The organism is Rhodococcus sp. MSC1_016, assembly GCF_023667485.2.
GTDB lineage: Bacteria > Actinomycetota > Actinomycetes > Mycobacteriales > Mycobacteriaceae > Rhodococcus_F > Rhodococcus_F oxybenzonivorans.
In genome coordinates this window covers 707,968-731,615 of record NZ_JAMOZI020000002.1, presented here as the reverse complement: position 1 = coordinate 731,615, position 23,648 = coordinate 707,968, and the positions used below count along the sequence as shown (strand labels likewise).

Here is a 23,648-nt window from a genome sequence, read left to right as displayed (position 1 = left end):
GAGATGTACCCGTGATTTTCTTCGGACGCCGCGGCGGTCCGGCTCGACTTGTGCTCTCGATTGTCGCGGTAGGCGTGCTCAGCCTGCTCGCGTTCGTGGTGTTCAACCTCAACACTCGACTCGACAACCAGCAGCGGGCCAACGAGACCAGCATCGCCGCTTCCTCGGCGATTGTCGATGTCAACGACCGGCTGACCAACCAACTGCAGCAATTGACCGAGCTCACCCATACCGCGCAGACCGCCCTCGACGCGACTGCGGCCCTGGGCCCGCTGCTGGTCAAGCTGGACGAGGCCATTTCTCCGGCCGCGCAGATGTTGGCCAGCAGCACCGAGGGGGCGCAGCTGACCAATGCGCAGTTGACGAACATCCAGGGCATCCTCGGCGAAGTTCAGAACACCGTGTTGCCGCTGGTCGAATCCGCGCAAGCATTCGGTGATCAGGGGCGGCAGCTGCTGGCCATCGTGCAGGGCCTGGTCAGCGACCTGCAAGGGTCGGTCGCTGCGGCGCAGACGATCAACCAGATGCTGCCACTGCCCGGCTGATCGAACCTTCCTCCTTCCTTTGAACCGACAACCGATTGATGACTGGACGTGACATGAAGATGGGCACCGACTTGCCGGACGAGGCATATCCACGCCGCGGCCTGGCCGGACTCCAGCGTTTCGATGTTCCTGCATCAGCGCTGCCATACCGCAAGGGCACGCTGCCGCAGCGCCCGGACGTACCGGCAACCGCCGCAGCGGGATCGAATGGTTTCACTGTGGCCACCGAATGGATGGGCCGGTTGGCTGCGGTCCTGGCCCTCGTGTTGTTCGCGTTGGTTCTGATGGCGATCCAGAAAGGTCAACTCGTACAGGACAGTGCACGCACCATCGTGGACAACTTCCGGATCACCAACGACTACTTCGCGCAACGGGCGGACCTGACCGCACCGGCGACCGCACGCAAGCAACTCGACGAACTCGCCGGTGTACTGGCCGATCTCAACACGGCCACCGCCACCGACGTCGACCACCTCGCGGCGCTGCTGCCGGACGCGCGGGCGTTGCTCGCCGCCGGTCAGGGTGACACAGCGATCGCCGGACAGCTCGAAGGCGTGGCCACCACCCTGCAGGGTTCGGCCGCGTCCCTGCACCAGATCTCCGCGGACGCCAACACCACAGTGTCCGATGTCAACAACGAGCTCACCACCGCCATCGACCTGGTCAACCAGCTCAACAGTGAACTCACCCGCACGACCAACAAGCTGGCGTTGATTCCCGCACAAGACGCCCTCATTCCTGCACCGGGAGGCAACTGAATGCTCACCAAGAAGGCGTGGCTCGGCGTCGTCCTCGGCCTCGGGGTGGCCCCGGTGGTGCTGCTGTGCGCGGTCAACGGATTCGTTCCCGGTCTCGACGACGTCGTCGACCCGCTCGGTCGTCCGTCCCAGCTCAGCCTCGAGGTCATCGACTCCGCCGGCCAATTCGACACCCTCACCGCCATCCTCGTGCCCAAGCACGCCCAGCTCTCCGGAGACATTCAGGCCCTCGGCCCGCTCGCCGACGACCTCGAGGGCCTCACCAACAAGGCGGGAGAACTGTCCGGGCAGGCGAAAACACTCAATTCCTCGACCGGTGACGTCAGCACCATCGCCGGACCCCTCCCGGATCTCGTCGCCAACGTGACCGGTCGCGCTAATCAGGCCAGCCCCACCGTAGCGGGGCTCTCCACGGCCGTCGGTTCGGTCACCACCCAACTCGAAGCGATCAACACCGGATTGACCACGATCGAAGGCACCCTCGGTACCCTCGGACCGAAGGCGACCGCCATCGCCGCGACTCTCGCGAACGTCGAGGAAGAAGCACGGCACGTCCAAGAGATGGGCCCGCTGCTCGCAGTAATCGGTCCTCCGGTCAACTCTCTCAACCTCCCCCCACTCGGCGTCGCAACCACTCCTACCCCGTAACGCTCGCGCCGGCCGGTAAAAGCCGCAGCACGAGTGAAAGGCAGAACAATTACGATGTTTCGGCTCTCCTGGGCAATAACCGCAGCCTTCACCATCGCGCTCTTGTGTGGCATCTTGATCGTCACACGCGACCTCGCCATCACCAACGACATCTTCAAAGACGGTGTAGTGCAGGCAAAAACAGTCGACAAGACTACCAACGAGGCGTTGACAGGTGCGAAGGAGCTCCCTCCCGCCAACGCTGCCATCAACCAAGGTTTGCCCGAAGTGGTCGGAGTGCTCGATTCCCTGACCCGCGCCGACCAGACGCTCGGTGAACTCGGAACCCAATTACAGGCGCTCGGGGATGCCCTGAAGGCCGCAGACGCCCCGCTCGTCGGCATCATCGACGCCGGTTCGTCCGCAACCGATCAGGCCAACGCGGCCGCCGTTCCGGCAGAGCAGATCGTGCACACCCTCGCCGACGCCGACACCAAGGTGCAAGCCCTCTCCCCACTGCTGGACCAGTCCCTCGCACTTGGGCAGGAAATCGACTCGAAACTGCGAATCGCACTGCTGCTACCCGTCATCGGCGAGTGACCCAAAGGGGTGTTAGCCCCAAAACCTGGCCACCCTGGTGCTCACCGGTTGCCCCCAGCAGCACGGTGAGCACGTAAGGCATCCCTCGTGCTCGTCGGAGGAGCACGACAAACGAACCGCATCTTGTGCGGAGCACCTCATAAATATAGCCATCCGGAGTACGACGGAGAATTACATGGATCCCTACGATCAGGCCCTGCTCGAGCACACCATGCGGTGGTGCAACTACGGGGGCGGTGAGGAGCTCATCTTCCCCGAGTTCGGTCTCACCCCTGAGATGTTCTACCGTCGTGTCCTCAACGTGGTCGACAGCCGCAGCGAACTCGAGTTCCCCGCCAAGCAGTATCTCCGTGCGTACTGCACCGAGAAGGTCACCAGTGCTGCTCGTCGCCGCAGGACCCACCCGTTCGGACTCTGATCATCGGACAGGCCGCCCTCCTCCTCCCGCGCAGAAACATCGGCTGGAGGGACGGACGCGGCACAGGAGAAATCGCCATGGTGTTCGCAGCGAGAATGGTTGAATCCGAGCCCGGTACCCATCACGGCGGCTTCGAGCGGCGCCTTCGGGAGTGCCGGGAGTTCTTCGCGATGCCCGAACTGTCGCATCTGCCGGCCACGCGATTGCGGCAGGCACTCTACGAGTTGTATGCGACCGGAACGTACACCCACACCGCCGAGGAGCTACTGATCGGGGCAAAGGTCGCGTGGCGTAACCATGCTCGCTGCGTCGGCCGACGGCACTGGCGGACACTGAAGTTGATCGACGCTCGACACGCAACCACTGCGGAGGAAATCGCCAGCGCCTGTTGGAAGCATCTGCGCATCGCGACCAACGGCGGAGCACTGCAATCGGTCATCACAGTCGGACCACCGCCCCGCGCAGACGGTCGCGACTACCGAATCCACAGTCCGCAACTGATTCGCTACGCCGGATACCGGCAAGCCGACGGCAACATCCTCGGCGACCCCGCCCACCTGGAGATCACCGAGACAGCCCTCGGGCTCGGCTGGCGCGGATCCGGGACTGCGTTCGACGTTCTACCGCTGCTGGTCTCCACACCGGGTGAACCACTTCGCTACTTCCCGGTGCCCCCCGAACTTGTGCTGGAAGTGAACATCACCCACCCCGACTATCCCTGGTTCGGCGAACTGGGTCTCAAATGGCACGCCGTTCCGGCTGTCTCCAACATGGACCTGTCCATAGGCGGAGTGATCTACCCGTGCGCGCCGTTCAGTGGTTGGTACGTCAACACCGAGATCGGTGCCCGTAACCTCTGCGACCAAGACCGCTACAACATGCTCCCCACCATCGCCGCCGAACTCGGACTCGACACCAGTTCGACCCGCACCCTGTGGAAAGACCGCGCCCTGGTCGAGCTCAACCGCGCCGTCATCCATAGCTTCCGCACCGCCAAGGTCATCATGGTCGATCACCACACCGTGGCCACCCAGTTCATCGACCACGTCGAACGCGAAGCCCGCGAGGGCCGCCCCTGCCCGACCGACTGGTCCTGGATCAACCCGCCGATGTCAGCCAGTCTGACCCCCACCTATCACCGGCTCTTCGACCGGCCCGATCCGGCGGCACGCCCAAGCTTCGTCGCCCGCCCAGCTGCCGGGTGCCCGGCCGTCGGAACGAGGTGATCGCGATGCAACCCCACGTCCACCCGACGCCCCCGCCCGACAGGGTCCGACCCGTCCGAGCGCAGGCACCGCACTCGTTAGGCAGCGATCGTGTCAGCGCCTCGCCGATTTTCGCGATCTGCGCTGCACCGCCGCGGCAGCTACTAGCGTCGCTTACAAGAGGTGGCAACTCACGACTTCTTCATCTAGAGAGCGCCGACACCGTGACCGAACGCAAGTTGCGCGGACCCGCAGATGAAGCCGTGGTCGGGATACAACCGTCGGGCATTCCAGGCCGGATCGAATGCACCATATCGAGCCCTGAGCGGTGGGCGCCGCGTCACCTCGGGGAGACCCGACCTCGTACGTCCGGATCCGGACACCACGAAAAATGGAGGTGGAAGTAATGGAAACCCTGCAGAGAAAGATGGCTGGGCACGGCATCTTGATGATCTTCTCCACACTGATCGCGGGGCTCGTCCTGTGGGCAAAACTCCTCGGAGGGTGGGAAGTTCGTCCGGGTAAGATCGTCAAGTTCGATGTACCAGGAACCGACGAGGGATGGGCTCGCGCGCACACCGGCCCAGCACTCAACGGGATGATGGTCATCGCGGCCGCGTCGGTCATGCCCCACACCGGTCTGCCTGCCAAGACCGCGAAACGTCTCGGATGGATCGTCGTCGCCGACGGTTGGGCGAACGTGCTGTTCTACTTCGCGTCAAACTTCACCGAGAACCGGTCGCTGAGTTTCGGCCCGAACAAGCACGGCAAGCAGAACATCTTCTCGACCATCGGACTGCTACCCGCTTACGTTTTCGGCGTCCTCGTCACCGTCGCGATGCCGATCATCGGATGGAAGGCTCTCAAGAACAACACGGCGACGAACAAGATCCTCGAAAAGATCTGAGACGCCACTCCCGTGACCAACTCGGTCGCGGGACGCCCGAGTTCAACTCGGTAGGAACTCCGTGGGCGCCACCCGGAAAAAAATCAGGGTGGTGCCCGCGGCCCCTATGCGGGCTTGAACACAGTCCGCCAGCGCGACCCAACCCTGCGCCGGCCACTCACTGCCCCTCCGAGGACCCCGAACCCGAGACCACCGCAGGGGAATCGTCACCGGATCACCGTTCTCAGCATCGAACAAAATCAAAGACAAAGGCAACAATTGTCGTGGATCTTCTGACGACTTCACTGGTCAAATCGAGCTTCAAATCCATTGGTGCGGCTCTCGGGGGCGAGAACGCTTTCGCACGATCCTTCTATGCCACCCTGTTCGCCGCGCACCCCGAGATCCGCCAGTACTTTCCGGCGGCCATGGGCTCACAACGCGACCGACTCATGCGAGCTGTCGGGTACGTCGTCGAACGGCTCGACACTCCGGACGCCGTCCTGCCACTGCTCGCACAGCTCGGACGTGACCACCGCAAGTACAACATCACCGATGACCACTATGAAGCCGTGGGGCAAGCGCTGGTCACCGCACTGGCGGGCGTGGCCGGGCCTGAACTGTGGACTGACGAGACCGAACACGCGTGGCGCAGTGCGGTCGCGCTGATCGTCACCACCATGACGGAAGCCGCGCGCGGCGAGCCTGGACCGCCGACCTGGGTAGGCACGGTGCTCGACCATCGTCGCGTCCTCGATGACCTCGCCATCGTGCGGCTCGAACTCGACCAACCCATGCCCTACGCGCCCGGCCAGTACGTCAGCGTGCAGGTTCCCGGCCGTCCACGAATGTGGCGCTACCTTTCGTTCGCCACCCCACCCGGTCCCGACCGCATGGTCGAATTCCATGTCCGCCGGGTATCCGGTGGCTGGGTGAGCCCGACGATCATCGGAGACACCCGCCTCGGTGACACCTGGTTGCTCGGTTCCCCGCTCGGCGGCCTCGGTGTGAGGCAAAACCCCGACTGGGATCGACTGATGATCGCCGAGGGGACCGGAATAGCTCCGTTGCGGGCACAGCTGATGAACATACCTCGCCTCTCCGAACACCCTCGGACCCATCTGTTCGTCGGTGGCACCTACCCCTATGACCTCTACGACCTCGACCTTCTGTGGGCACTGTCACGGACAAGTCCCTGGCTGACCGTCGTTCCAGTCAGCGAGAACAATCAAAACCCCTGGTGGTTTCGAGGAACATCCGACCTTCCGGCGGGGATGAACGACCGACTCACCGGGCAGCTCGGGCGCGTCGTCGCCGAGTACGCGGACTGGACCGACCACGATATTCAGGTCGTCGGCTCGCCCTCCATGGTTCGCACCACCAAATACCGGCTGATGGCCGAAGGTATCGATTTTGATGACATCCACCACGACCCCCTGTACTGAGCGTCGCAGCCCGAAGCTGCGCGAATGCGCGCACAGGGAACTGGGAAACGTGTCTGATTAGGAATTCCTACCGACATGAAGCTGTCCTGTGCCAGCGAATCGCCCTTGAAGCCGGCGCCTTGACCTGGGTAAAGGAACTTTGAGTGGCGAAACTGGTCTTGGTCAACGCCGCTGTTGGATCGGGGACCCGGAGGATTTCGCCATTGGATCTTACTTGAACTGGCGTTCTCAGCAGTCGGTTACTCGGGCATCCTGATTAACGCAGTGAGGCCGACCGAGCCAGGTGGGCAACGCTTTTGACGAGAGCGCCCGGGCCGCCAGGGCCCCTCTCGCAGGTGAGATGATCCCGAACCGAGCAAACTGCACTGGCGAGACGTGCCTGGATAAGCAAGATTCATTGGCGAAAAGGACGATTGGCTGTCACCGGACAGAAGCTTGGCCACCAGACGCGCCACCGACACGGAATCTGGATGTAGGATCCCTGCTCGGTGTCAGTCCTCTGCGCATCCGAACTGCAGGTTCTCAACATCGTCAGTGCGCAATTCTCACGAACTTGTCGGAATCCTCAGCCCGGTCGCTTTCCCATAAGCCGATCGGCTACTGGGCATCGATCCCCTCGGACACACAGGATTTTCCCGCTGAGATTCCGGTTCCGCCGGAGGGCGTGTCCAGTTCCCGCCATCGCTGCTCTGCGGATCACGCGGGCCAGTCGTTTGGCCCGGATCGCGCGAGCTTGATCAGTCGCGATTCACTGCACACGAAGTTCCGGCTTCCGTCCTCCGCATCGCCCTTGACCACCCCGACGACTCTCGGATCCAACCCGCCCGAAACTTGGATGTTCGTCCAGAATGGGCCACCGGAGTTGACCAGTGTGAAATCCGCAAACGTCGACACCAGCGCTGCATCGCTTTCGGTATCGTATTCGTCACCGGCGCAGTTAGTTTGGAAGAAGGTCGGGTTCCGCCCAAGGACGCGGGGTATCCAACGGCGGCGAAATGCGCGAGATCGTCCCAATCGTCGTCCCAGTCCTGCACAGATGCACGGATACACCCCGGGCGCCGTCACCACCACCACGGAACTGCTGCTCTCCCACAAGTACCCGGACGACCACCGGCAGGTCGCGAAGATCCTCGAACGAATGATTTCCGATGCGGAGCCGTTGAGCAGCCGGCACCGCATCATCGATACCACCGGCCTCACCCGTCAGTTCATCGTCGTCGGAGACCGCCTGCTCGATAACACCGATGCGGTGATCGGCACCTCAGGTTTCTATATCGACGTCACCGACACCCTCGGCACGGATCTACAGGAATCGGTGACCGAAGCGGTCGACGAGCTGGACAAGACGCGGGCGGTCATCGAGCAAGCCAAAGGGGCGCTGATGCTCGGCTACGGCATCTCCGCCGACCGCGCCTTCGACGTGCTGACCTGGCGCTCGCAACACACCAACACCAAGCTCCGGGCCATCGCCACCCAACTCGTGCAGGAACTGGCGTCCGAAGCCGGCAGCCCGAGCGAGTCGTTCCGTGCACGATTCGATCATCTCCTGATCACCATCCACGAACGCATCCCGCAACAATGAGGGCGGCCCCGCGGGCTGGGGACACAACCCGCGGGGCCTGAATCAGCCCCTGAACCGGTCTCAGGCCCAACCCTGTTCCGTGAATGCCCCCAAATCTCAATGCCACACACGCGAGGGACCAGGGTTCAACCCTGTGATCAGATCCAGTCGATGTGGACGGAGTCGATGTGGTCGAAGTGGAAGCCGAATTGGTCGCTGTATCTGTCGAAGCCCTTGTTCTCGGGGTAGTCGAGGGTGGCGTGCCGTTCGAGCAAGGCGACGACCCGGGCATGATCATCATTGGCGAGGGCGGCCGCGAGTTCGCGGGACTCGTCAGGGCTGAACGGGGTGTCGGAGTTCGCGAAGTCCAGGGTGCGGACCCGGTAGTCGTAGCCCTCGTCGGCGCCGTTGCGGACCATCACACCACCCTTGACCCGGATGACCGCGGTCTTCGGTGTTCCATCGGGGCGTAACACCCCGGCACGGGCCATGATGTCCTGCGCCTTGACGTTTTTGAGTTTTTTGCTGGCGTCGGCACGCAGTTCGTTCGTCTCCCCCGACCGGTACCGGGACACCGCGGAGCGAGACCTGCCGATCTTCGCGGCCACCGCATCGATACCGCCGAGGCGCTCGATCGCCGCCCGCCGTTGCGCCCGCTCGAGAACATCCGGGTGCGGGATACGGCCTTGTTGCGCCCACCGGCGCAGTGTGCGGTCCGAGGGCGGGGTGCGGCCGGCGTCGAGCGCCGCCTGCCGTAATCCCTCGTTGCCGAGCTCCTTCCGTAATTGTTTGACCGTCACCTTGCTGGTCAGCCCGGCCAGTCCCCCGGTTTTGACCTGCTTCGACTTCTCCACCCCGCTGGTCGCGGCATTCGCCACCGAGACTTTGAGGCCGTCGAGGCCGACCGCCTGCTGGGCCGGTTTCTTGGTGCGCGGCTTCGGCAGATGCAAAGCCATCAGAGCACCCCCTCCCCTTCGTCTTCGGCGGTGTCCTCGTGGTCGGTGAAGGCGGCCTTGATCGCCAGGTTCACCTCGTGCACATCCGCAGCCGACGCCATGGAGGCTAGGAGGGTGTCGGTGAGGGCCACGTCCTTTTCCACCGTCATCTTTCCCAGCGCGCCGCTTTCGTCGGCGATGTCCTCCTCTTCGGGGAGGAGGTATACCCAGGAGTCGGTGACGGTGCGGACCGGCCAACGCTGGTGTTCGCGGGCGATGCGCATCGCGACGCGGCGGCCCCGCCACCGGCAGTGCGCGATGATCGACGCCCGCCACAACGGCTGGTGATGGTGCACCATGCGGGTGGAGGTCCACATGTCCGGGTTGACCATCCGCCCGATGTATCCCTTGTAGCAGGACCCGATGAATCCCTTCATCGCCGCATCCTGGGTGTCGACGGCGGTTTTGCGGGCCTCGCGCAGGATCTTGGCCCATTTGTCCAGCACCCGCCCCTGCTGCGGGTACACCCAGGCCTCGGTGATGTCGAGGTCGTCGAGATCGGCGCCGATCCCTCCATCCGCGACCGGCTCCCGAAGGGCATCGAGGGTGACGGTGGTGACCCAGGTTTGCACCGGCTGATCGGCGAGCATGTGCGGATGCGGCAGAGGCAGTTTCTCGGGCAGCGACAAGGTCTGCCCCGCAGGGAGCGTGATCCGCCACAACCCGAACGGGGCGCCCTTCTCCCCTGATGCTGCGGCGGCCGCCGCCCCACCGGTCAGGTGCTTTGGTTGCCCGTAGCCGAGTTCGAGCATCCCCGCGGAGGCCAAATAGGCGGCGCGTTGGTCGATCGACACCAACCGGCACGCATCCTCGAGATCAGCCGCCTCCGGGACCCGGGTCCAGCCGACCGCGGGCTCGAGGTCCCCGCGCGGCGGCCCGTCGAGCGGCGGCACCGGACCCGGCGTGGTGACGACGATGCCCTTACCGCTGCGGGTGCGTTCCCGTTTGATCTTGTCGATGATCGCGGCGCCGGTGCGGGCCGGTGTCGGCCCGGGAAGCACCCCGAGATGCTGGGCGCACCACGCCAGCCGGCGGCCCAACTCCCGCGCGGCCGGTAGGTCGTCGTCCGGGAGATAGGTGCCGGCGGCCGGTGATCCGAGGACACCCATATCGCCGACCCGGTTGTGCCAGCCGAAGTCCTTGTTCCAATAGGTCCACACGTACGGTTCGATCACCACATCGACCATCGAGGTGAAGTTCCCGATCGTGCGGGACAGATGCACCACATGCCCCGGTTCGCCGCGCAGCTCCCACCCGGCATCGAGCAACGGTGGCAGGGTGGCATGGAGGGTGGCGGTCAACTCGGCGGCGGCGCGGGTCCGCAACGCTTCCATGTCGTCGACGTCGTCCTCACTGCCCGGATCGATGACCCACCCGAGTAGCTCACACGCAGCCAACCCGACAACCCAGATCTGTGCGGGTGCACCCAACGGGGTCAGCGAAGCCCACCGGATCAGCTTGTCCAGCTTCTCGAGGGAATCGACCGGACCGGTCAACTCCCGCCCCGACGGGGTGTACGTCCCGGCGGCGGTCACGATCAACGCATGCCCATCCGCGGCCTCACCCGCCGGCAGCGCCTCCCACACCGGCGGGTCGAACGCGTCGCCATCGGCCTCGGCCTCAGCGCTGGCCAGCTCGGGAGATTCGGTATCCGTCGGAGTTTCGGCAACGTCAACCTGCTCGTCCGACTCAGCGTCCCCCTGCTCGTCCGGCTCAGCGTCCACCTGCTCGTGGAATTCAGGGTGGGTGGCGGCCGCTGGTTCCGGGCCCGCCTCATCGGTGACACCCTCCTGATCGGTGGTGTTGGGGGAACCGCCTTTTTCGGCGGATTCGGGAGACGCCTTCGGGGTGGTGTCGGGCAGGGTGAAGAGGGGAATTTGCTCCCACGGGGAGCTCATGACTCCTGCTCGGCGATCCGGCCGTCGAGATCGGCCGGTGGGACACGGTAGCGGTCGAAGAATTCCTGCAGGGCCACGTCCACGACGTTGGTCACCGTGGATTGACGGTGGTTCACCAGCCAGTTCAACCGGGCCTCCGTCGAGACCAGGACCCGGGTGTTGAGCGGAACCTTCGTCGGCCCCTTCCGCGGCTCCAGCTTCGCCGTCAACTCCGCACTCGCCGTTCCCGACCCCGAGACGCCCCCCTCATCGAGACCGCGCTTCGCCGACCGGGCGGCGCCGCCGCGTCCGCCCCCGGTCGGGCGGCGGCGGGAGCCGCCTTGAGAATTTCCTACCTTCGCCATCCCCACCCACTCGTGTTCGGTGTGCCACCCGTATACGTGCGCGGACATCACCCTACCCACTACGTGCCTTGTTGCCGGTATTTTCGCTGGCATGTTTGCGCGCAGAGTTGCGGCCCAGGATCTGACCGGGGTGCTACCACCGCGCCGGGGGCATCGACGGGCGCTGGTGGCGACGACGCCGGAGACACTGCCCGGGCACATCAGCGCAGGAAACCGTCGTGACTCGACCACCGCGGAGTCGTCATTCCACCAGCGTGATGGGCACCCCGGGGGTGATGAACAGGTGGTGCCGGGCGCCATCATGGGTGAGCGACATCGTCACTCCCAGGGTGTGTCCCTCGGCGAACCGTGCGAGCAGCTCCCGGGTGGCCTCGAATCGGGTCTGGCTGATGCCGTAGGTGACACCATTGAAGATGAGGCTGGGCACCGTACCCTCCTTCTACTTGGCAGTCGATGCCGAAAGTCTCGCTGACAACCCCTCGTCCATAGGGCGGACACACCGGCGCGGCCCACGGAGGTATCTGCTGGGGCGGGGTTACCAGCGGTGGACGACGGTCGGGTTCGGCTCGTCGCTGCCCCGAATCGCGATCGGAGTCGCCGGCGTGATCAGCAGGCGAACCGTCGAGTTCTGGCTGACGAAACCGACGAATCCCCCGTTACCGTTGTCTGCGAAGATGCCCCGGATGTCGTCCTCGAGGCCGTGAGCGGCGACCGCATCGGCGAGCGGATAACGGACCCGTCGTAGATCGCTTCGTAACTCATGATCCTTCTCCCGCCGGTCGCGTCTCGTGGTGCTCACAAGCGTACGAGCGCCGGTCCGCCGGTCGGGGCCGAAGCCGACGCTGACGCGTTGTCCGCAACCGAGATTCGACCGGATCGCTGCACCCCGGGCGACCGCCGTCAGCCCCTCACCCGCGCCACCGTCGACCTCGCCGAGGAGCGCCGACCGACCGTGCCCCCCTTGAGCTTCTTTGAGCGTTGCCCGGGACCGGCACCACACCCAAGGCGCGCCGGTTACCGTCTGTCGGTATGGGGACCACCTTCCACGGGCCGAGCCCGTGGCCACACATCACCCGCGCCATCCGCACCCGCGCCGGCCGATACGCCGCGATCGGCTACCTCGGCCAGGACGCACCCGAGCTGCTCCCGCTGCGCGCCGGGGACCTGCTGGTCGTCAACGCCTCCAAGGCCGCGATCCGGGCACACGCCACCTCCCCCGCCGCCCTCACCTACTACGTCGAGCGGGGGGTGCGGGTGCTGTCGTCACCGACCCTGCACGCCAAGGTGATCGCCACCAGTACCCGGGCGGTGATCGGGTCGGCGAACGCCTCCGAAAACTCCACCCTCGCCGACGACGCCGTGGTCATCACCGACGACCCCGACATCGTCGCCGGTGTCCGCAACTTCATCGACAGCCTCGACGAGATCACCGAGGTCGATCAGGCGTTCCTCGACGACGCGATCCTCGAGTGGGAGATCGGCCGCGCCGTCCCCCTGCCCGGGGTCACCGGCCGCGTCCGCACCGAAACAGACTTCCTGCCCACACCGGTGCGCCGGATGTTCGTCAAACACGCCGTCGATTACGAACCCACCGACACCGAACAACAGGTCCTCGACACCCAGCGGGGCCGACACAACGCCGCCGGCGGCCCGGCGGTGAAATACCAACTCGAGTCGCTCCGCCTCGACACACCCGGCACCATCCGGCGCGGCGACGTAATTGTCTTCGTCTCCACCGGCGACGAGTGGATCCACCCGCCGGCCGTGGTGATCTCCGATCCGATGCGGATCCCACGGTCGGGCGGAGCGGTGTTGTTCTTCCTACGCACCCGCACCGACCTGCCACCCGTGCCCCTCACCGACGCAGAGAAGAGCCTCACCGACCTCGGGCACCCCGGGCCACGGCTGCGGACCGACCACTACGTCCGCTCCCCCACCCTCCGCACGGCGCTACTCGCACTATGGGACCTCTGAGCGGACACGCCCACGAAAAGGGCGGAGCACCACCGAACCGCCCACTCTCCTCGAAATGCCTTGAGGATGCACAGAACTCGTCGGCGTTCTCGCCCGCGACATCTCGCCCTCGACAATGTCCGGCGTGTAACTGCTGCTTTCTCTCTCACCGCCGAACACAGTCTCGTCGTTCTTCTTCCTCCGCCGCAGCTCAGCGCAGCTCACTTCGGGGGACACCGCAGGTGGCCGGGTAACCACCGGAGGCGGATACATCACAACGCAACCCAGCCACCACACACTGGCCAGCAGCCGTGGTCGATCGGTTCGTGTGGGTGCGGAGGGTCAGGTTGATCAGTCCGGCTGCGTGCGGCGCCGCGCCTGGCGGCGGGCGTGGCCGGCCATGAGAGGCGCCCTGTTCTTCTCGCTGCGGAAGATCTCGCGGTTCACTGCCTGTTCGATCATTCCGGGGGCGTCGAGCATCCGCTGCGCGGCCAGACGCATCAACTCGGCACGGTCGGACCCGACCTGTGCGGCCAAGGCGTCGAGCCTGTCCCGCAGCGGGGCGTCGAAGTGCACATTGACCCTTACGGAGAAGATTTCGGGCCGAAGATCCCGCAACGGTGCGATGGCCTCCAGGTCGGCGGTGAGATCACCGGGCTCATCGAGTAAGCGGCGAAGAGCAACCCGAAGAAGCGCGGTGCTGAGCTTGTCCCCGTGCCGGCCGGCGAGGCGCCAGACCTGTTGCTTCGCTGAGGGGTTGACCATCACCTCGACCTTGTCGGACAGTCCGGTCCGCCCGGCCTCGCGGAGCATCGGATGTTTGTAGCGGCCTGGGGTTTGAAGGAATCGGTGCAGGGCAATCCGCATGAGTGCGCTGACCGTGGTGTCGTACCGGGCGGCCAACGCCGTGAACTTCTGCGCGGTGTCCGGTTCCAGTTTGAGTGTAAGCATGACCAGCGGGATCGCCCACCGGACTGCCGAGAGTCGCCGCGCTTCCTCGAGACGGTGGCAGACCGCCTTGGGCTGGGTGACCAGTCGTCGGCAGGCGACCCGGACCAGCGCCCCGAACCGGCGCGGGCCGATACCCTCGGCCATCTCGTCGAGTCGGTGTTTGGTCTCCGGATCGAAGCGCAGCGCGATGGGATCACCCACCGGGATCCGCCCTGGCCTCGACTCCGTCATCCCCGCTCTTCCTCCGCTCGTGCACATGGTTGTGCCCCGACGTCGGGGGGGGGGGCGGATTCCAGCGGTCGTCGCAACACGCATGGTTTGGTAAAGCCTAGTGCTGATCGTGAAATTTCGTTCGCGTACGCATCATCGTCATACATCCCGCCGGGCGCCCGCTTGGCGGGCACTTCGAGTGCTTCCGCGCACGGTTTCCGGTTGCGGATGGTTGAGGGCTATTACCCCAGTGCGCGTGGCCGCACCCCTCGCGGACGAGTAGTCACCTTCGAGGACAGCCAAAGCCTGAATGCTTCGGCCGTCGCTTCCTGCAAAGTCGTCCCACGGGTGGCTACTTCGATCTTCACCTGCTGCAGCAAGTCTGGGTCCAAGCGGGCGGAGAACTGCGCACGCGTCGTAGCACCTACGGACATTGGAGCAGACCTGGACGAAGTCGTCGATTCGAGTGATCGGGTGGCATGCTCGATGAAGTAACCGATCTTCCTGTGGAACTCGCTGGCGTGCTCGTCCTTCAGGTCGATTTCATACTCGACACCGTTGACCGCGAAGGTGATCTTCTCACCTTCGTCGCCGAACACTGTCCCGTCGATGTCGTCAACGAGTTCGACAACCCTCTTACGAGCCACAGTGCCCCCGATTCCTCGTGTATGTCTCGATACAGTTCTAGCGCAGAGTACTGGGAGCTGCGCGACAAGGGGGTGAACGTCGTCGAGCGCGACGGGTCCGTCCGCCAAAGCGGTGTTGCCGTCGCTACCCGATCGCCAGCGAAGTCGGTTCGGTAAGGCGTCGGAAGATGCCATGGCCTGGGCCGATCAGTGTGGCGAGTCGTTCCGCCGGGATGTCCCATCCGAGGACTTTCCTGGGTCGATCGTTGAGTTCAGCGGCCACTTCGTCGAGGTGGGCACGAGGGAAGCGCACGCCGCTGGCGTCGCCCTCCGCTTCCCCGCCGCGCCAGCGTTCTACCTGGCACGATAAACCCAAACCCGCCCATTCCTGGGCGGTGAGAGCAGCGAGGAGACCCGTATATGGCATTGCCCGTCATGACCCCCGAGCAGCGTGCACAAGCACTGGAGAAGGCCGCGGTAGCGCGGAAGGCGCGGACCGAACTACTGTCCGCGGTAAAGGCCGGTGACCTCACGATCGCCGGCGTCCTCGCAAAGGCGGAGACGGACGAAATCGTGAAGAAGACCAAGGTATCAGCCCTGGTCAAAGCTCTGCCAGGCGTCGGAAAGGTGCGGGCAACGCAAATCCTCGAGGAGCTGTCGATCGCTGACACCCGCCGGATCGGTGGGCTGGGCACCAATCAGCGGCAAGCACTCCTCGACATCACCGCCTGACCCGGCGAGGACCGGAAGAATATCGGCGGCCGCGGGGCCGTTGAAAGACGCGACGGTGTTCGACGGGCACCGTCACCCTGGCCGGATCAGACCTACAGTGCGTAGCGTGCCCGAGCAGGTAACGAAGCCCGGCTTCCCACGTCAAGGCCCTCGAAGGGACGGGTCGAGACCGGCTTGCTGCCCTGCGTCAGCTCCGTCGATTCACACTGCCCGAACCCTCAGGTCGACACCTCGTGTCGAGCGGGACCGTCTGGGGTAAGGCGTGGATCAGGGGTGCCCGGTATTCCGGAGTATCGGTCGTGTTCAGGCCGCGTCGGTTCAAGAACGGAGCCGGCGCGGCCGCCTCGTGTCGAAATTGGGTCAGTGCGCTGCGTCGAACGCTTCCTGGATGTCGGCGGGGATCCGGCCGCGTGCGGAAACTTCGTAGCCGTTCGCAACCGCCCACTTCCGCACCTCCCCGGCCTGCGACCGGGATCGCGCCGAGCCGGCCTGTGCGGTCCGGCGACGCTTGCGGCTCCCGACCTTGGTGGCATGGTCGATGTAGAAGTCCATCGTCTTGAGGAATTCGCGGGCGTTCTTCGTCTTGAGGTCGATCTCGTAGTCGACACCGTTCACTGAGAACGTGATGTGCTCGCCCTTGCCGGCCTCGATGACACTGCCGTCGATGTCGTCGACCTGCTCCACGACCACTTTCCGCGCCACCTTGAACTCCTTCTGCCTTAGTTACAGCCAGGCAGACACTACTGCCCCGGCGTCAGAAAGCTACTGGGTTCAATCCGCGCAGGAGGTGAACCACAGCGGGGCGGCGGGTCAGGGCGGACAATCGGCGAATGGGCCATGCTGACCGGGGGCTGTTTGCCCCGCTGTTTGCCCCGATATTGGCGACCCTGGCCGCACCGCCCGAGGGTGAATTCAGCGGATCCTGGGCGGCGGAGATCAAGTACGACGGCTGCCGACTGCTGGCCTCTGCCGGTGGCCGGAGCGATCCGGTTCTGGGGTCGCGGAATCTGAACGTGGTGACGTCGTCGAATCCGGAACTGGTCGAGGCCTTGGCGGACGCTTTCGGTGCCGCCGCCGGGTGGTGTTGGACGGGGAGGTTGTGGCGTTGGGGGCCGATGGGCGGCCCTCGTTCGGCCGTTTGCGACGCCGCGTGAATGTGGTGCGCCCGTCGGCGGTGCTGCGCCGGCAGGTCACAGTCAGCTTCTTCGCTCGCCAGCGTGCACCCACCAGGGTCTCGGGTCTCGGCGCTCGTCCCGAAAGCGGATCGCTGCGGTGACGCCCGCGCATCACCCAGGGTTTCGGCACCGGACCTGGGCTGCCGGCGCCACCGGAGTCCCGTGCCGGCCGCCGTCCGACGAGCAACGCAGGGTCGGGGTGTGCGCCGCGAGTGTTTGCACCTCGCATCATCAGGGAAAGTCGGCACAATGACCGACGAACGGGACCCGGCTCGGTCCGACGACGATCACACGGTGGCCCTGCTCGCCCGCACCCGTACCCAGTGCCAGGAATGCTCGGACGTCGTCGGCGTCGCCGGCGCGGCCGTCGCCGTGTTCGCCACCGACACCACCCGGGACCTGGTGTACGCCACCGACATCACCGCCGAACGGATCGACGAACTTCAGTTCATCCTGGGTGAGGGCCCCGGCCTGACCGCGTACCGCTCGTCGGTGCCCGAACTACACCCCGAGATGGCGGATCCCGCCGTAACGACACGGTGGCCGATGTTCGTCCCCGAGATAGTCGACCTCGGTATTCGCGCCGTCTTCGCGTTCCCACTGCGGTTGGGGGACGGCGCCCGTGTCGGGGTCCTCGAGCTCTACCGCACCCAGCCCGGTCGGCTCGATGCCCGGTACTGTCGGGCCGCTGCGGACTACGCCGCTGTCCTCGGCCCGACGGTGGTCGAGGAACTCGATCCCTCGCGTAATCCGTCGACAGTGATGGATCCTGCCCTGGTTCCGCGCGGCAATGTGCACGTCGCAGCCGGAATGATGGCCGCGCAGCTGCGGGTGTCTCCCGCCGATGCCCTCGCCCGACTGCGGGCGATGGCGTTCGCACAACACCGCAGGATCACGGTGCTCGCCCAGGACATCATCACCGGCCGCCTCGAATTCCGCCCCGAGGATTCCGGCAGCAACTGACCTTCCCCGACGGCATTGCATTTCCTGGACCCTTGCCGGGACTGCTCGGAGGCGACAACGTGATGGGCGATCCACGGCAGCGACCCTGTCGCGACCGACAACCGTCCCGGCAGGTACCTGACCCATGTCGGGGTCCTCAGCAAGGTTACTATGCCGACGAGCTGGCCTGATGTACGGAATTCGGCAGGCCGCGGAATCGCCCATTCGGCCGTCAGGGTCGGTCGGGGCCGAGGTCGACGATTTTCGTCGCCACCTCTGCCAGTGGTGTGTTCGAGTCCTGGGAGAGTTTGGTGAGCATCGCGAACGCCTGGGTGGCGTCGATCCGGAACCGTTCCATGAGCATGCCCTTGGCTTGCCCGATCAGGTCTCTACTGGCCACCGCGGATAACAGTTGCTCTGCTGTGCGGGCCGCGGCGATCGCGATGGCCGCATGAGCTGCCAGGACTTCTCCGATCAGCACCGATTCCTCGTCGAAGGCGTGCGGGGTCTTGGCGAACAGGTTGAGGGCACCGGAGGTGTGGTTACCGGTGTAGAGCTGGAAGGACAGGGTGCTGCGCACTCCGGCGTCGAGTGCATGCCGGGTGAACCGTGGCCACCGGCGTTCGTCGGTGAGGTCATTGCTGCGGGTCATCCGGGCATCGAGGGCGGCATCGACACACGGGCCTTCACCGAGACGCTGCTGTAGGGCGTCCATCTGTTCCGGTAGCTCGGAGGTCGCGGCGTGCGATTCGAACCTCTTACGGTCGGCGATCATCAAGATGTCGGCGCTGTCGGCGCCGGGAATCATCGACACCGCGGTGTCGGTGATGCCCCGCAGAGTGATGTCGAGATCGGACGACACCGCCCAACCCCGGGCGACGTCGGCCATCAATCGACCCAGGTCTTCGTGGTCGAGGGAAGTCATGTGCTGCGCCCTTCGAAATTTGTGAGTGCGGGGCGCTCGCCGCGTTCCCGGGCCCGGGTGGGCGCATGAAACCGGCAAAGAACGAACCGGAGGCGTATGGCGACGCCTCTACTTCGACCCTACGTCGCCCGAGCCGATCCGCCCGCGAATTCACGCCGAGGGAAGTCGATTGCCTGTCAACGCTGTTGTGCCCGTAGCCGGTCACATGAGGTCACATCGTCACATTCGGGTCCGGGCGGGTCCGAGTGCTGCTCGAGATCGATGACGGAGCGGGACCCTGGGCGTTCCGTATACGCACGTCGGGCGGGTCCCCTGACCCAGAGGGGACCCGCCCGCGAGCACGAACCACCTGGTTACCAGGCGTGCATGGTTGCGCGGTAAAAATGTGGCCTCGGCGTCAGGAGACATTTCCCGCCTGACGCAGGCCCACCGCGGCTGAGCCCACTGTGGGGGCTTTGCTGTGCGTGGGTGCCTACAGCTCGTGCTGGGCGCCACAACCGAGAGGTGGAATCTTCTCTTCCGGTCCGACCTTGGTCCGTCGTGGATCCGTACCTCCGGTCTACGCCGCATTACCAGTTAAAGCAACAGTAAAATACGGTTCTTCATTGCACGAACTCGCGACATGAGCACCCCGACCGCCGACCCGCACCCTGGTCAAGCACCAACCCTGGTAGATGCGGCCTGCATTCGGCGGCAGCATGCGTGAAGATCGCCCGCCGGTTCGCGGTCGTGCGGGTCCGAAAACACGAGAACACCCCTCAGCGTTGAGGGGCGTTCGTCGTGGGTGGGTGGGCGCGCAAGGCTGGAAACCTCTGGTGGGGCTACCTACAGGGGTATTTACGCCCCGGAGACCTCCTACACGAACCGCTTCCCGCGGCTACTGCCTTGGGCACCCCTATTATGCCGGTTGCCGGTTGCCTCGATGAACCGCTGTATTTCAGTTGCCGATCTGGTCGGGCAATTTTCGGGTGATGATGTGTCGTGCATCGGTGAGTATCGAGCCGACCACTTCCTCGCAGCTGCCGATCTCGTGGATCAGGCCCTGGGCCTGGCTGGCCCACCACATGCCGCCGTCGACGTCACCGTTGCGGTACACCTGTTCGCGGCCGCGGGCACCGCTGGCCAGGTGGGCGATGTCGTCGAACGTCGCATCCGGCTGACGGGAGAGGGTCGCGATTTCTTCGGAGACCGAGTTGCGGGCGACGCGAGCGGAGTTGTGGAACTCGCGGAAGACGATGACGGTGTCGCGTTCGGTGTTGTCGACGATCTGTTGTTTGACGTTGTGGTGGATGGGCGCCTCGGTGGTCGCCATGAATCGGGTGCCCATGTTGACGGCGGATGCGCCGAGCGCGAGGGCGGCGACGAGTCCTGCGCCGGTGGCGATTCCGCCGCTGGCGACGATCGGGATGGACAGGGCCCGGGCGGCGGCCGGGATCAGCACGAGTCCGGTGACGTCGTCCTCGCCGGGGTGGCCGGCGCACTCGAAACCGTCGATACTGACCCCTTCTGGGTGAGTACCCGGACTGGTTACGCGCGGCCCGGAAGGTCCGTGTTCTGAGCTGACCTGAAAGATCCGGCCACTGGTAAGCGATCACCGTTCGGTGTGTTCGATCCTCGATCGGCATGCCACGAGTGTGTGGGTGCCTTCGGCTATGTTCCGTCGTAGGGATGACCAATGGCCGACATTGGTCAGGGAGGAGACAGATCATGGTGACTTTTGTAGCCGTCGCGCTAGGGATTCTCATGCTGGGAGGGGCCAGCTACCGGCTTCGAATTGTGGCGCGGGGATGGAATGACAGGGCACGAGCGGAGAACCTCTCCATGGGCCGCCTGGATGGTGCTCGTGGCGTTCTACGGGGTGTGTTGCCTGTTCGTCGTTGGCGCAAGGGTGTTCGACAGTGAGATGACCGGTGTCTCTGCCACTGTTTTTCTCGTTGCGATGGTGGCCACGGCTGTTGTGGGGGACTTTGCGGTGGCAAGTCTTCTCACGCGCCGGCGGGCGTGGTCGGCGGATAACAAACGGCGTGCCGAGTTCGGATTACCCCGCCGCCACTGGATTTAGCAGCTCGTACAGGGCTGTGTCAGTGAGCTTGTCGACATTCTCGACCGCGAAGAACCCGGCGTTGTCGACGAGCCGGCCGGTCAGGGTGTCGAGCCCGCTATTGCACCTACGAAGAACTTTCGAACACTGGGATATCGAGACAGCTACGGAACGGTCCGCGATCCCTTAGGCCTCTGCGCACTATGCTGGCGTGCCACCCTTCAGATCCTGCATGTGTATCGAAGCTGGCAGCTTTGTAAAGATAATTCAAGATTAGTGCCGTCACCGCCAAAACCCTGTCGCTGATCATCTTCATGATGAACCGTTCCGCGGATTCGAAACTTCGTTCTGGTGGAATAATTCCGCCTGCCGGAACGAAGCGTGTCGACGAATGTGAACTACCTCACGATAAGGCTTCTGCTTAATTCGATTGGAGTTCATCAATGTCCATGACAGCCGCCGGCGGCCAACAGGCTGATACCGCCTCGCCGCCCAACTATCCGTTCGCTCGCGAGCCCAAATGTCCCTTCGACCCTCCGGTCGGTGTGCGTCACGAGGACCAAATGCCGAAGGAAGTCAGCCTCTGGGACGGTCGTACCGCTTGGTTATTCACTCGGCACGACCATGTTCGAACGCTGTTCGCTGACCCCCGCGTCAGCCATGACACCAATAGCCCCGACTATCCCCATGAAAGCGCAGGCTTCCGAGAACGTGCTCATCAGGGCCAGAGCTTCGTCAACCAGGATGACCCCGAGCACGCCCGCGGGCGTCGGATGGTCAATGCGGGGTTTGTCGCCAAGCGTGTGCGTGCGATGCGCGAACCTATCCAAACGCAGGTAGACCAACTCATTGACGACATGCTCGGCGGCCCCAAGCCGGTTGATCTTGTGTCCGCGTTCGCCCTGCCAGTCCCGTCGCTGATGATCTGTCTGCTACTCGGCGTGCCACCAGGGGAGCAAGGCCGCTTCCAGACTGTTGTTGGTCAGTTAATGCGCCAAGACACTCCCCCCGAGACGGTGAACAAGGCACAGGGTGAGCTTTTCGAGTACCTGGAAGAGCTCATAGCGGAGAAACAGAAGACTCCGAGAGAAGATGTCCTCTCCGATCTCGCGACGAAGAATGTTGCAACAGGCCAGATCACTCCTCGTGAAGCAGCAATCATCGCACGTTTGCTCCTCAGCGCGGGGCACGATACAACAGCCAACATGATCTCGTTGTCGACGGCCCTGCTGCTCCAGCACCCGGATCAACTCGATGAGTTGCGCCAGAGCGACGACCCAGCATTGATGGCCGCTGCCGTGGAGGAGTTGCTCAGGTATCTTTCGATTATCCACAATGGTCCGCGGCGTTTCGCCCTTGAGGATATTGAGCTTGACGGGCATCAGATCAAAGCCGGCGATGGACTCATTCTGTCGGTCGACGGTGCCAACAGATCGCCTGAGTTGTACCCTGCGCCGGATAACTTTGACATCCATCGTCCCCCGACACAGCATCTGGCCTTCGGCTGGGGGCCGCACGGTTGCATTGGGCAGACCCTCGCCCGGCTCGAGTTGCAGATCGCGCTCGGCACCCTAATCCGGCGTATTCCCACCCTCCGGCTGGCCACCGAGGTCACAGAGCTCGACTTCAAACATGACGCGATCGTCTACGGGCTACATTCCATGCCCGTCACTTGGTGAGAAAGGGGCAGATATGAAGATTGGTATCGACGAGTCCGCCTGCATCGGAGCAGGGCTCTGTGTTCTCGAGGCCGAAGATGTCTTCGACCAGCGGGACAACGACGGGGTTGCCATCGTACTGGCCCCGGACCCCGCCCCCGACCGTTTCCCCGCGGTCCGGAAAGCAGCTGCAGTGTGTCCGGTGATGGCCATCAGTGTGGACGAGGACTGATGGGAATGCAGGGGCTTGCAGGAAAGGTAGTGCTAGTCACCGGAGCCGCCAGCGGTATCGGTGCCGCTACTGCGTTCCGCCTCGCGGCCGAAGGCGCCAGCATCGTCGCAATCGACCTTAGCCACGAGAGCGTCTCGAAGGTCATTGCCTCCCTTCCGGGACGCCATCTGGCGATCGGGGCCGATGTTGGTTCCGCAGAGGATACCGCAGCAGCCTTTGAGGCTGCGGTGCGCGAGTTCGGACGCCTCGATGCGTTGCACCTGAACGCGGGCGTTTCTGGCCCTTCCGGGCCTCTGGAGACAATCAGCCTCGCCGATTTCGATGAAACCCTACGGGTCAATCTTCGTGGCGTCTTCGTCGGGCTGCAGGCAGGCTTCAACGAGTTCAACCGGCACGGCTCTGGCGGGTCGATTGTGGTGACCTCCTCGATTGCCGGGCTGCGTGGCGCTCCGATGCTTGCCACTTACTCGGCCACCAAGCACGCACTTCTAGGGCTCGTGAAGAGTGCGGCAGTCCAAGGTGCTGGCACGGGCATCAGGGTAAATGCAGTCGCACCCGGACTGATCGACACGCCCATGCAGAACGCCTCCGGTGTCAAGCCCAAGTCAGGCATGGCTGGGTTCTCACAGATTACTAACCCCACAGGTCGTGTCGGTAGCCCGGAGGAGGTCGCTGCGCTGGTTGCGTTCCTGCTCAGTGACGAAGCCCCCTTCCTCACCGGTGCGATCATTCCTATCGACGGTGGAGCCGTAGCCGACAGCCCGCACAAGCCGGTCCTGACACTCTCGCCCAAGGACTGAATCCACCACAGAGGAGACGATCACTGGCATTGCAGACCCCGCAGAATCGTCCTGGTTCGCGGGATTTCTCCTCCCCGAGAAAAAAGAAGTCCTGGACCTGCTTCTGCAGGTCCAGGACTTC

General features: G+C 64.4%; 27 protein-coding genes and 1 pseudogene. 16 read left to right on the top strand and 12 right to left on the bottom strand.

Features of this window, described 5'->3' with window-relative positions:
- Nucleotides 1-11: 11 nt before the first annotated feature.
- From L1080_RS35720 to L1080_RS35680, 9 genes are all read left to right on the top strand, one after another.
- Nucleotides 12-545 (top strand): hypothetical protein, encoded by a 534-nt coding sequence (locus L1080_RS35720; protein ID WP_250778071.1) that lies wholly within the window; start codon nt 12-14, stop codon nt 543-545.
- Nucleotides 546-598: 53 nt separating this feature from the next.
- The gene (locus L1080_RS35715) at nt 599-1,303 is read left to right on the top strand and encodes a hypothetical protein (protein WP_250778077.1); all 705 of its coding nucleotides are present in this window, start codon (nt 599-601) and stop codon (nt 1,301-1,303) included.
- On the top strand, nt 1,304-1,951 hold the full coding sequence (locus L1080_RS35710; protein ID WP_459032537.1) for a hypothetical protein: 648 nt from the start codon (nt 1,304-1,306) through the stop codon (nt 1,949-1,951).
- A 54-nt stretch (nt 1,952-2,005) separates the two neighbouring features.
- A complete protein-coding gene (locus L1080_RS35705; RefSeq protein WP_459032535.1) occupies nt 2,006-2,530 on the top strand; it encodes a hypothetical protein in 525 nt (174 codons plus the stop codon).
- Between the two features lie 175 nt (nt 2,531-2,705).
- Nucleotides 2,706-2,948: a hypothetical protein gene (locus L1080_RS35700; RefSeq protein WP_250777944.1), complete on the top strand. Its 243-nt coding sequence runs from the start codon at nt 2,706-2,708 to the stop codon at nt 2,946-2,948.
- 95 nt (nt 2,949-3,043) lie between these two features.
- Nucleotides 3,044-4,174, top strand: coding sequence for a nitric oxide synthase oxygenase (locus L1080_RS35695; protein WP_250777942.1), 1,131 nt, complete (start codon nt 3,044-3,046; stop codon nt 4,172-4,174).
- Nucleotides 4,175-4,559: 385 nt separating this feature from the next.
- The gene (gene styC / locus L1080_RS35690; RefSeq protein WP_250777940.1) at nt 4,560-5,060 is read left to right on the top strand and encodes a styrene-oxide isomerase StyC; all 501 of its coding nucleotides are present in this window, start codon (nt 4,560-4,562) and stop codon (nt 5,058-5,060) included.
- A 263-nt stretch (nt 5,061-5,323) separates the two neighbouring features.
- Nucleotides 5,324-6,484, top strand: a complete 1,161-nt coding sequence (locus tag L1080_RS35685; protein WP_250777938.1) for a globin domain-containing protein — start codon at nt 5,324-5,326, stop codon at nt 6,482-6,484.
- Nucleotides 6,485-7,463: 979 nt separating this feature from the next.
- A complete protein-coding gene (locus L1080_RS35680; RefSeq protein ID WP_250777948.1) occupies nt 7,464-8,066 on the top strand; it encodes an ANTAR domain-containing protein in 603 nt (200 codons plus the stop codon).
- 137 nt (nt 8,067-8,203) lie between these two features.
- On the opposite strand, the gene L1080_RS35675 is transcribed toward L1080_RS35680, so the two are convergent.
- The 5 genes from L1080_RS35675 to L1080_RS35655 all read right to left on the bottom strand — a co-directional run bounded on the left by L1080_RS35675 (nt 8,204) and on the right by L1080_RS35655 (nt 12,081).
- A complete protein-coding gene (locus L1080_RS35675; protein WP_250777924.1) occupies nt 8,204-9,001 on the bottom strand; it encodes a hypothetical protein in 798 nt (265 codons plus the stop codon).
- Nucleotides 9,001-10,938, bottom strand: a complete 1,938-nt coding sequence (locus L1080_RS35670; RefSeq protein ID WP_250777922.1) for an ICP22 family protein — start codon at nt 10,936-10,938, stop codon at nt 9,001-9,003. Before L1080_RS35670 ends, L1080_RS35675 begins: the two co-directional genes overlap by 1 nt.
- Nucleotides 10,935-11,330 carry a hypothetical protein gene (locus L1080_RS35665; protein WP_250777913.1) on the bottom strand — a complete coding sequence of 132 codons (396 nt, stop codon included), beginning with the start codon at nt 11,328-11,330 and terminating at the stop codon, nt 10,935-10,937. Before L1080_RS35665 ends, L1080_RS35670 begins: the two co-directional genes overlap by 4 nt.
- A gap of 193 nt (nt 11,331-11,523) precedes the next feature.
- Entirely contained in the window at nt 11,524-11,709 is a 186-nt protein-coding gene (locus L1080_RS35660; RefSeq protein ID WP_159927832.1) for a hypothetical protein, read from the bottom strand.
- A 108-nt stretch (nt 11,710-11,817) separates the two neighbouring features.
- On the bottom strand, nt 11,818-12,081 hold the full coding sequence (locus L1080_RS35655; protein WP_250777911.1) for a hypothetical protein: 264 nt from the start codon (nt 12,079-12,081) through the stop codon (nt 11,818-11,820).
- Nucleotides 12,082-12,311: 230 nt separating this feature from the next.
- On the opposite strand from L1080_RS35655, the gene L1080_RS35650 reads away from it, so the two are divergent.
- Nucleotides 12,312-13,256, top strand: a complete 945-nt coding sequence (locus L1080_RS35650; RefSeq protein WP_250777909.1) for a phospholipase D family protein — start codon at nt 12,312-12,314, stop codon at nt 13,254-13,256.
- A 330-nt stretch (nt 13,257-13,586) separates the two neighbouring features.
- On the opposite strand, the gene L1080_RS35645 is transcribed toward L1080_RS35650, so the two are convergent.
- From L1080_RS35645 to L1080_RS35635, 3 genes are all read right to left on the bottom strand, one after another.
- The gene (locus L1080_RS35645; protein ID WP_250777907.1) at nt 13,587-14,417 is read right to left on the bottom strand and encodes a ribbon-helix-helix domain-containing protein; all 831 of its coding nucleotides are present in this window, start codon (nt 14,415-14,417) and stop codon (nt 13,587-13,589) included.
- 221 nt (nt 14,418-14,638) lie between these two features.
- Complete coding sequence (locus L1080_RS35640) at nt 14,639-15,043, bottom strand: Lsr2 dimerization domain-containing protein (protein ID WP_250777905.1); 405 nt, start codon at nt 15,041-15,043, stop codon at nt 14,639-14,641.
- A 124-nt stretch (nt 15,044-15,167) separates the two neighbouring features.
- Nucleotides 15,168-15,449 (bottom strand): hypothetical protein, encoded by a 282-nt coding sequence (locus tag L1080_RS35635; protein WP_250777903.1) that lies wholly within the window; start codon nt 15,447-15,449, stop codon nt 15,168-15,170.
- Between L1080_RS35635 and mihF the strand changes: the two genes are divergently transcribed.
- Nucleotides 15,443-15,754: an integration host factor, actinobacterial type gene (gene mihF, locus L1080_RS35630; RefSeq protein ID WP_250777901.1), complete on the top strand. Its 312-nt coding sequence runs from the start codon at nt 15,443-15,445 to the stop codon at nt 15,752-15,754. The two genes, L1080_RS35635 and mihF, sit on opposite strands and share 7 nt — an antisense overlap.
- 360 nt (nt 15,755-16,114) lie before the next feature.
- Here mihF and L1080_RS35625 read toward each other — a convergent pair whose 3' ends face one another.
- Nucleotides 16,115-16,456: a histone-like nucleoid-structuring protein Lsr2 gene (locus tag L1080_RS35625; RefSeq protein ID WP_250777899.1), complete on the bottom strand. Its 342-nt coding sequence runs from the start codon at nt 16,454-16,456 to the stop codon at nt 16,115-16,117.
- Between the two features lie 128 nt (nt 16,457-16,584).
- On the opposite strand from L1080_RS35625, the gene L1080_RS35620 reads away from it, so the two are divergent.
- Together L1080_RS35620 and L1080_RS35615 are read left to right on the top strand one after the other, a co-directional pair.
- Complete coding sequence (locus L1080_RS35620; protein WP_250777887.1) at nt 16,585-16,908, top strand: DNA ligase-like domain-containing protein; 324 nt, start codon at nt 16,585-16,587, stop codon at nt 16,906-16,908.
- A 270-nt stretch (nt 16,909-17,178) separates the two neighbouring features.
- Nucleotides 17,179-17,892, top strand: coding sequence for a GAF domain-containing protein (locus L1080_RS35615; protein ID WP_250777885.1), 714 nt, complete (start codon nt 17,179-17,181; stop codon nt 17,890-17,892).
- Nucleotides 17,893-18,103: 211 nt separating this feature from the next.
- On the opposite strand, the gene L1080_RS35610 is transcribed toward L1080_RS35615, so the two are convergent.
- The 3 genes and pseudogenes from L1080_RS35610 to L1080_RS35600 all read right to left on the bottom strand — a co-directional run bounded on the left by L1080_RS35610 (nt 18,104) and on the right by L1080_RS35600 (nt 20,942).
- Complete coding sequence (locus L1080_RS35610) at nt 18,104-18,796, bottom strand: GAF and ANTAR domain-containing protein (protein WP_250777883.1); 693 nt, start codon at nt 18,794-18,796, stop codon at nt 18,104-18,106.
- A 937-nt stretch (nt 18,797-19,733) separates the two neighbouring features.
- Nucleotides 19,734-20,303 (bottom strand): annotated as a pseudogene (locus L1080_RS35605) (NAD(P)H-dependent flavin oxidoreductase); the annotation flags it as partial.
- A gap of 531 nt (nt 20,304-20,834) precedes the next feature.
- Entirely contained in the window at nt 20,835-20,942 is a 108-nt protein-coding gene (locus L1080_RS35600) for a VWA domain-containing protein (RefSeq protein ID WP_250777946.1), read from the bottom strand.
- Between the two features lie 338 nt (nt 20,943-21,280).
- Here L1080_RS35600 and L1080_RS35595 point away from each other — a divergent pair, with 338 nt between their 5' ends.
- From L1080_RS35595 to L1080_RS35585, 3 genes are read left to right on the top strand one after another with little or no spacing between them, the layout of a single operon-like run.
- A complete protein-coding gene (locus L1080_RS35595) occupies nt 21,281-22,516 on the top strand; it encodes a cytochrome P450 (protein ID WP_250777880.1) in 1,236 nt (411 codons plus the stop codon).
- Between the two features lie 13 nt (nt 22,517-22,529).
- Nucleotides 22,530-22,727, top strand: a complete 198-nt coding sequence (locus L1080_RS35590; RefSeq protein WP_250777870.1) for a ferredoxin — start codon at nt 22,530-22,532, stop codon at nt 22,725-22,727.
- Nucleotides 22,727-23,527, top strand: coding sequence for an SDR family NAD(P)-dependent oxidoreductase (locus L1080_RS35585; protein ID WP_250777867.1), 801 nt, complete (start codon nt 22,727-22,729; stop codon nt 23,525-23,527). Before L1080_RS35590 ends, L1080_RS35585 begins: the two co-directional genes overlap by 1 nt.
- Nucleotides 23,528-23,648: the final 121 nt, after the last annotated feature.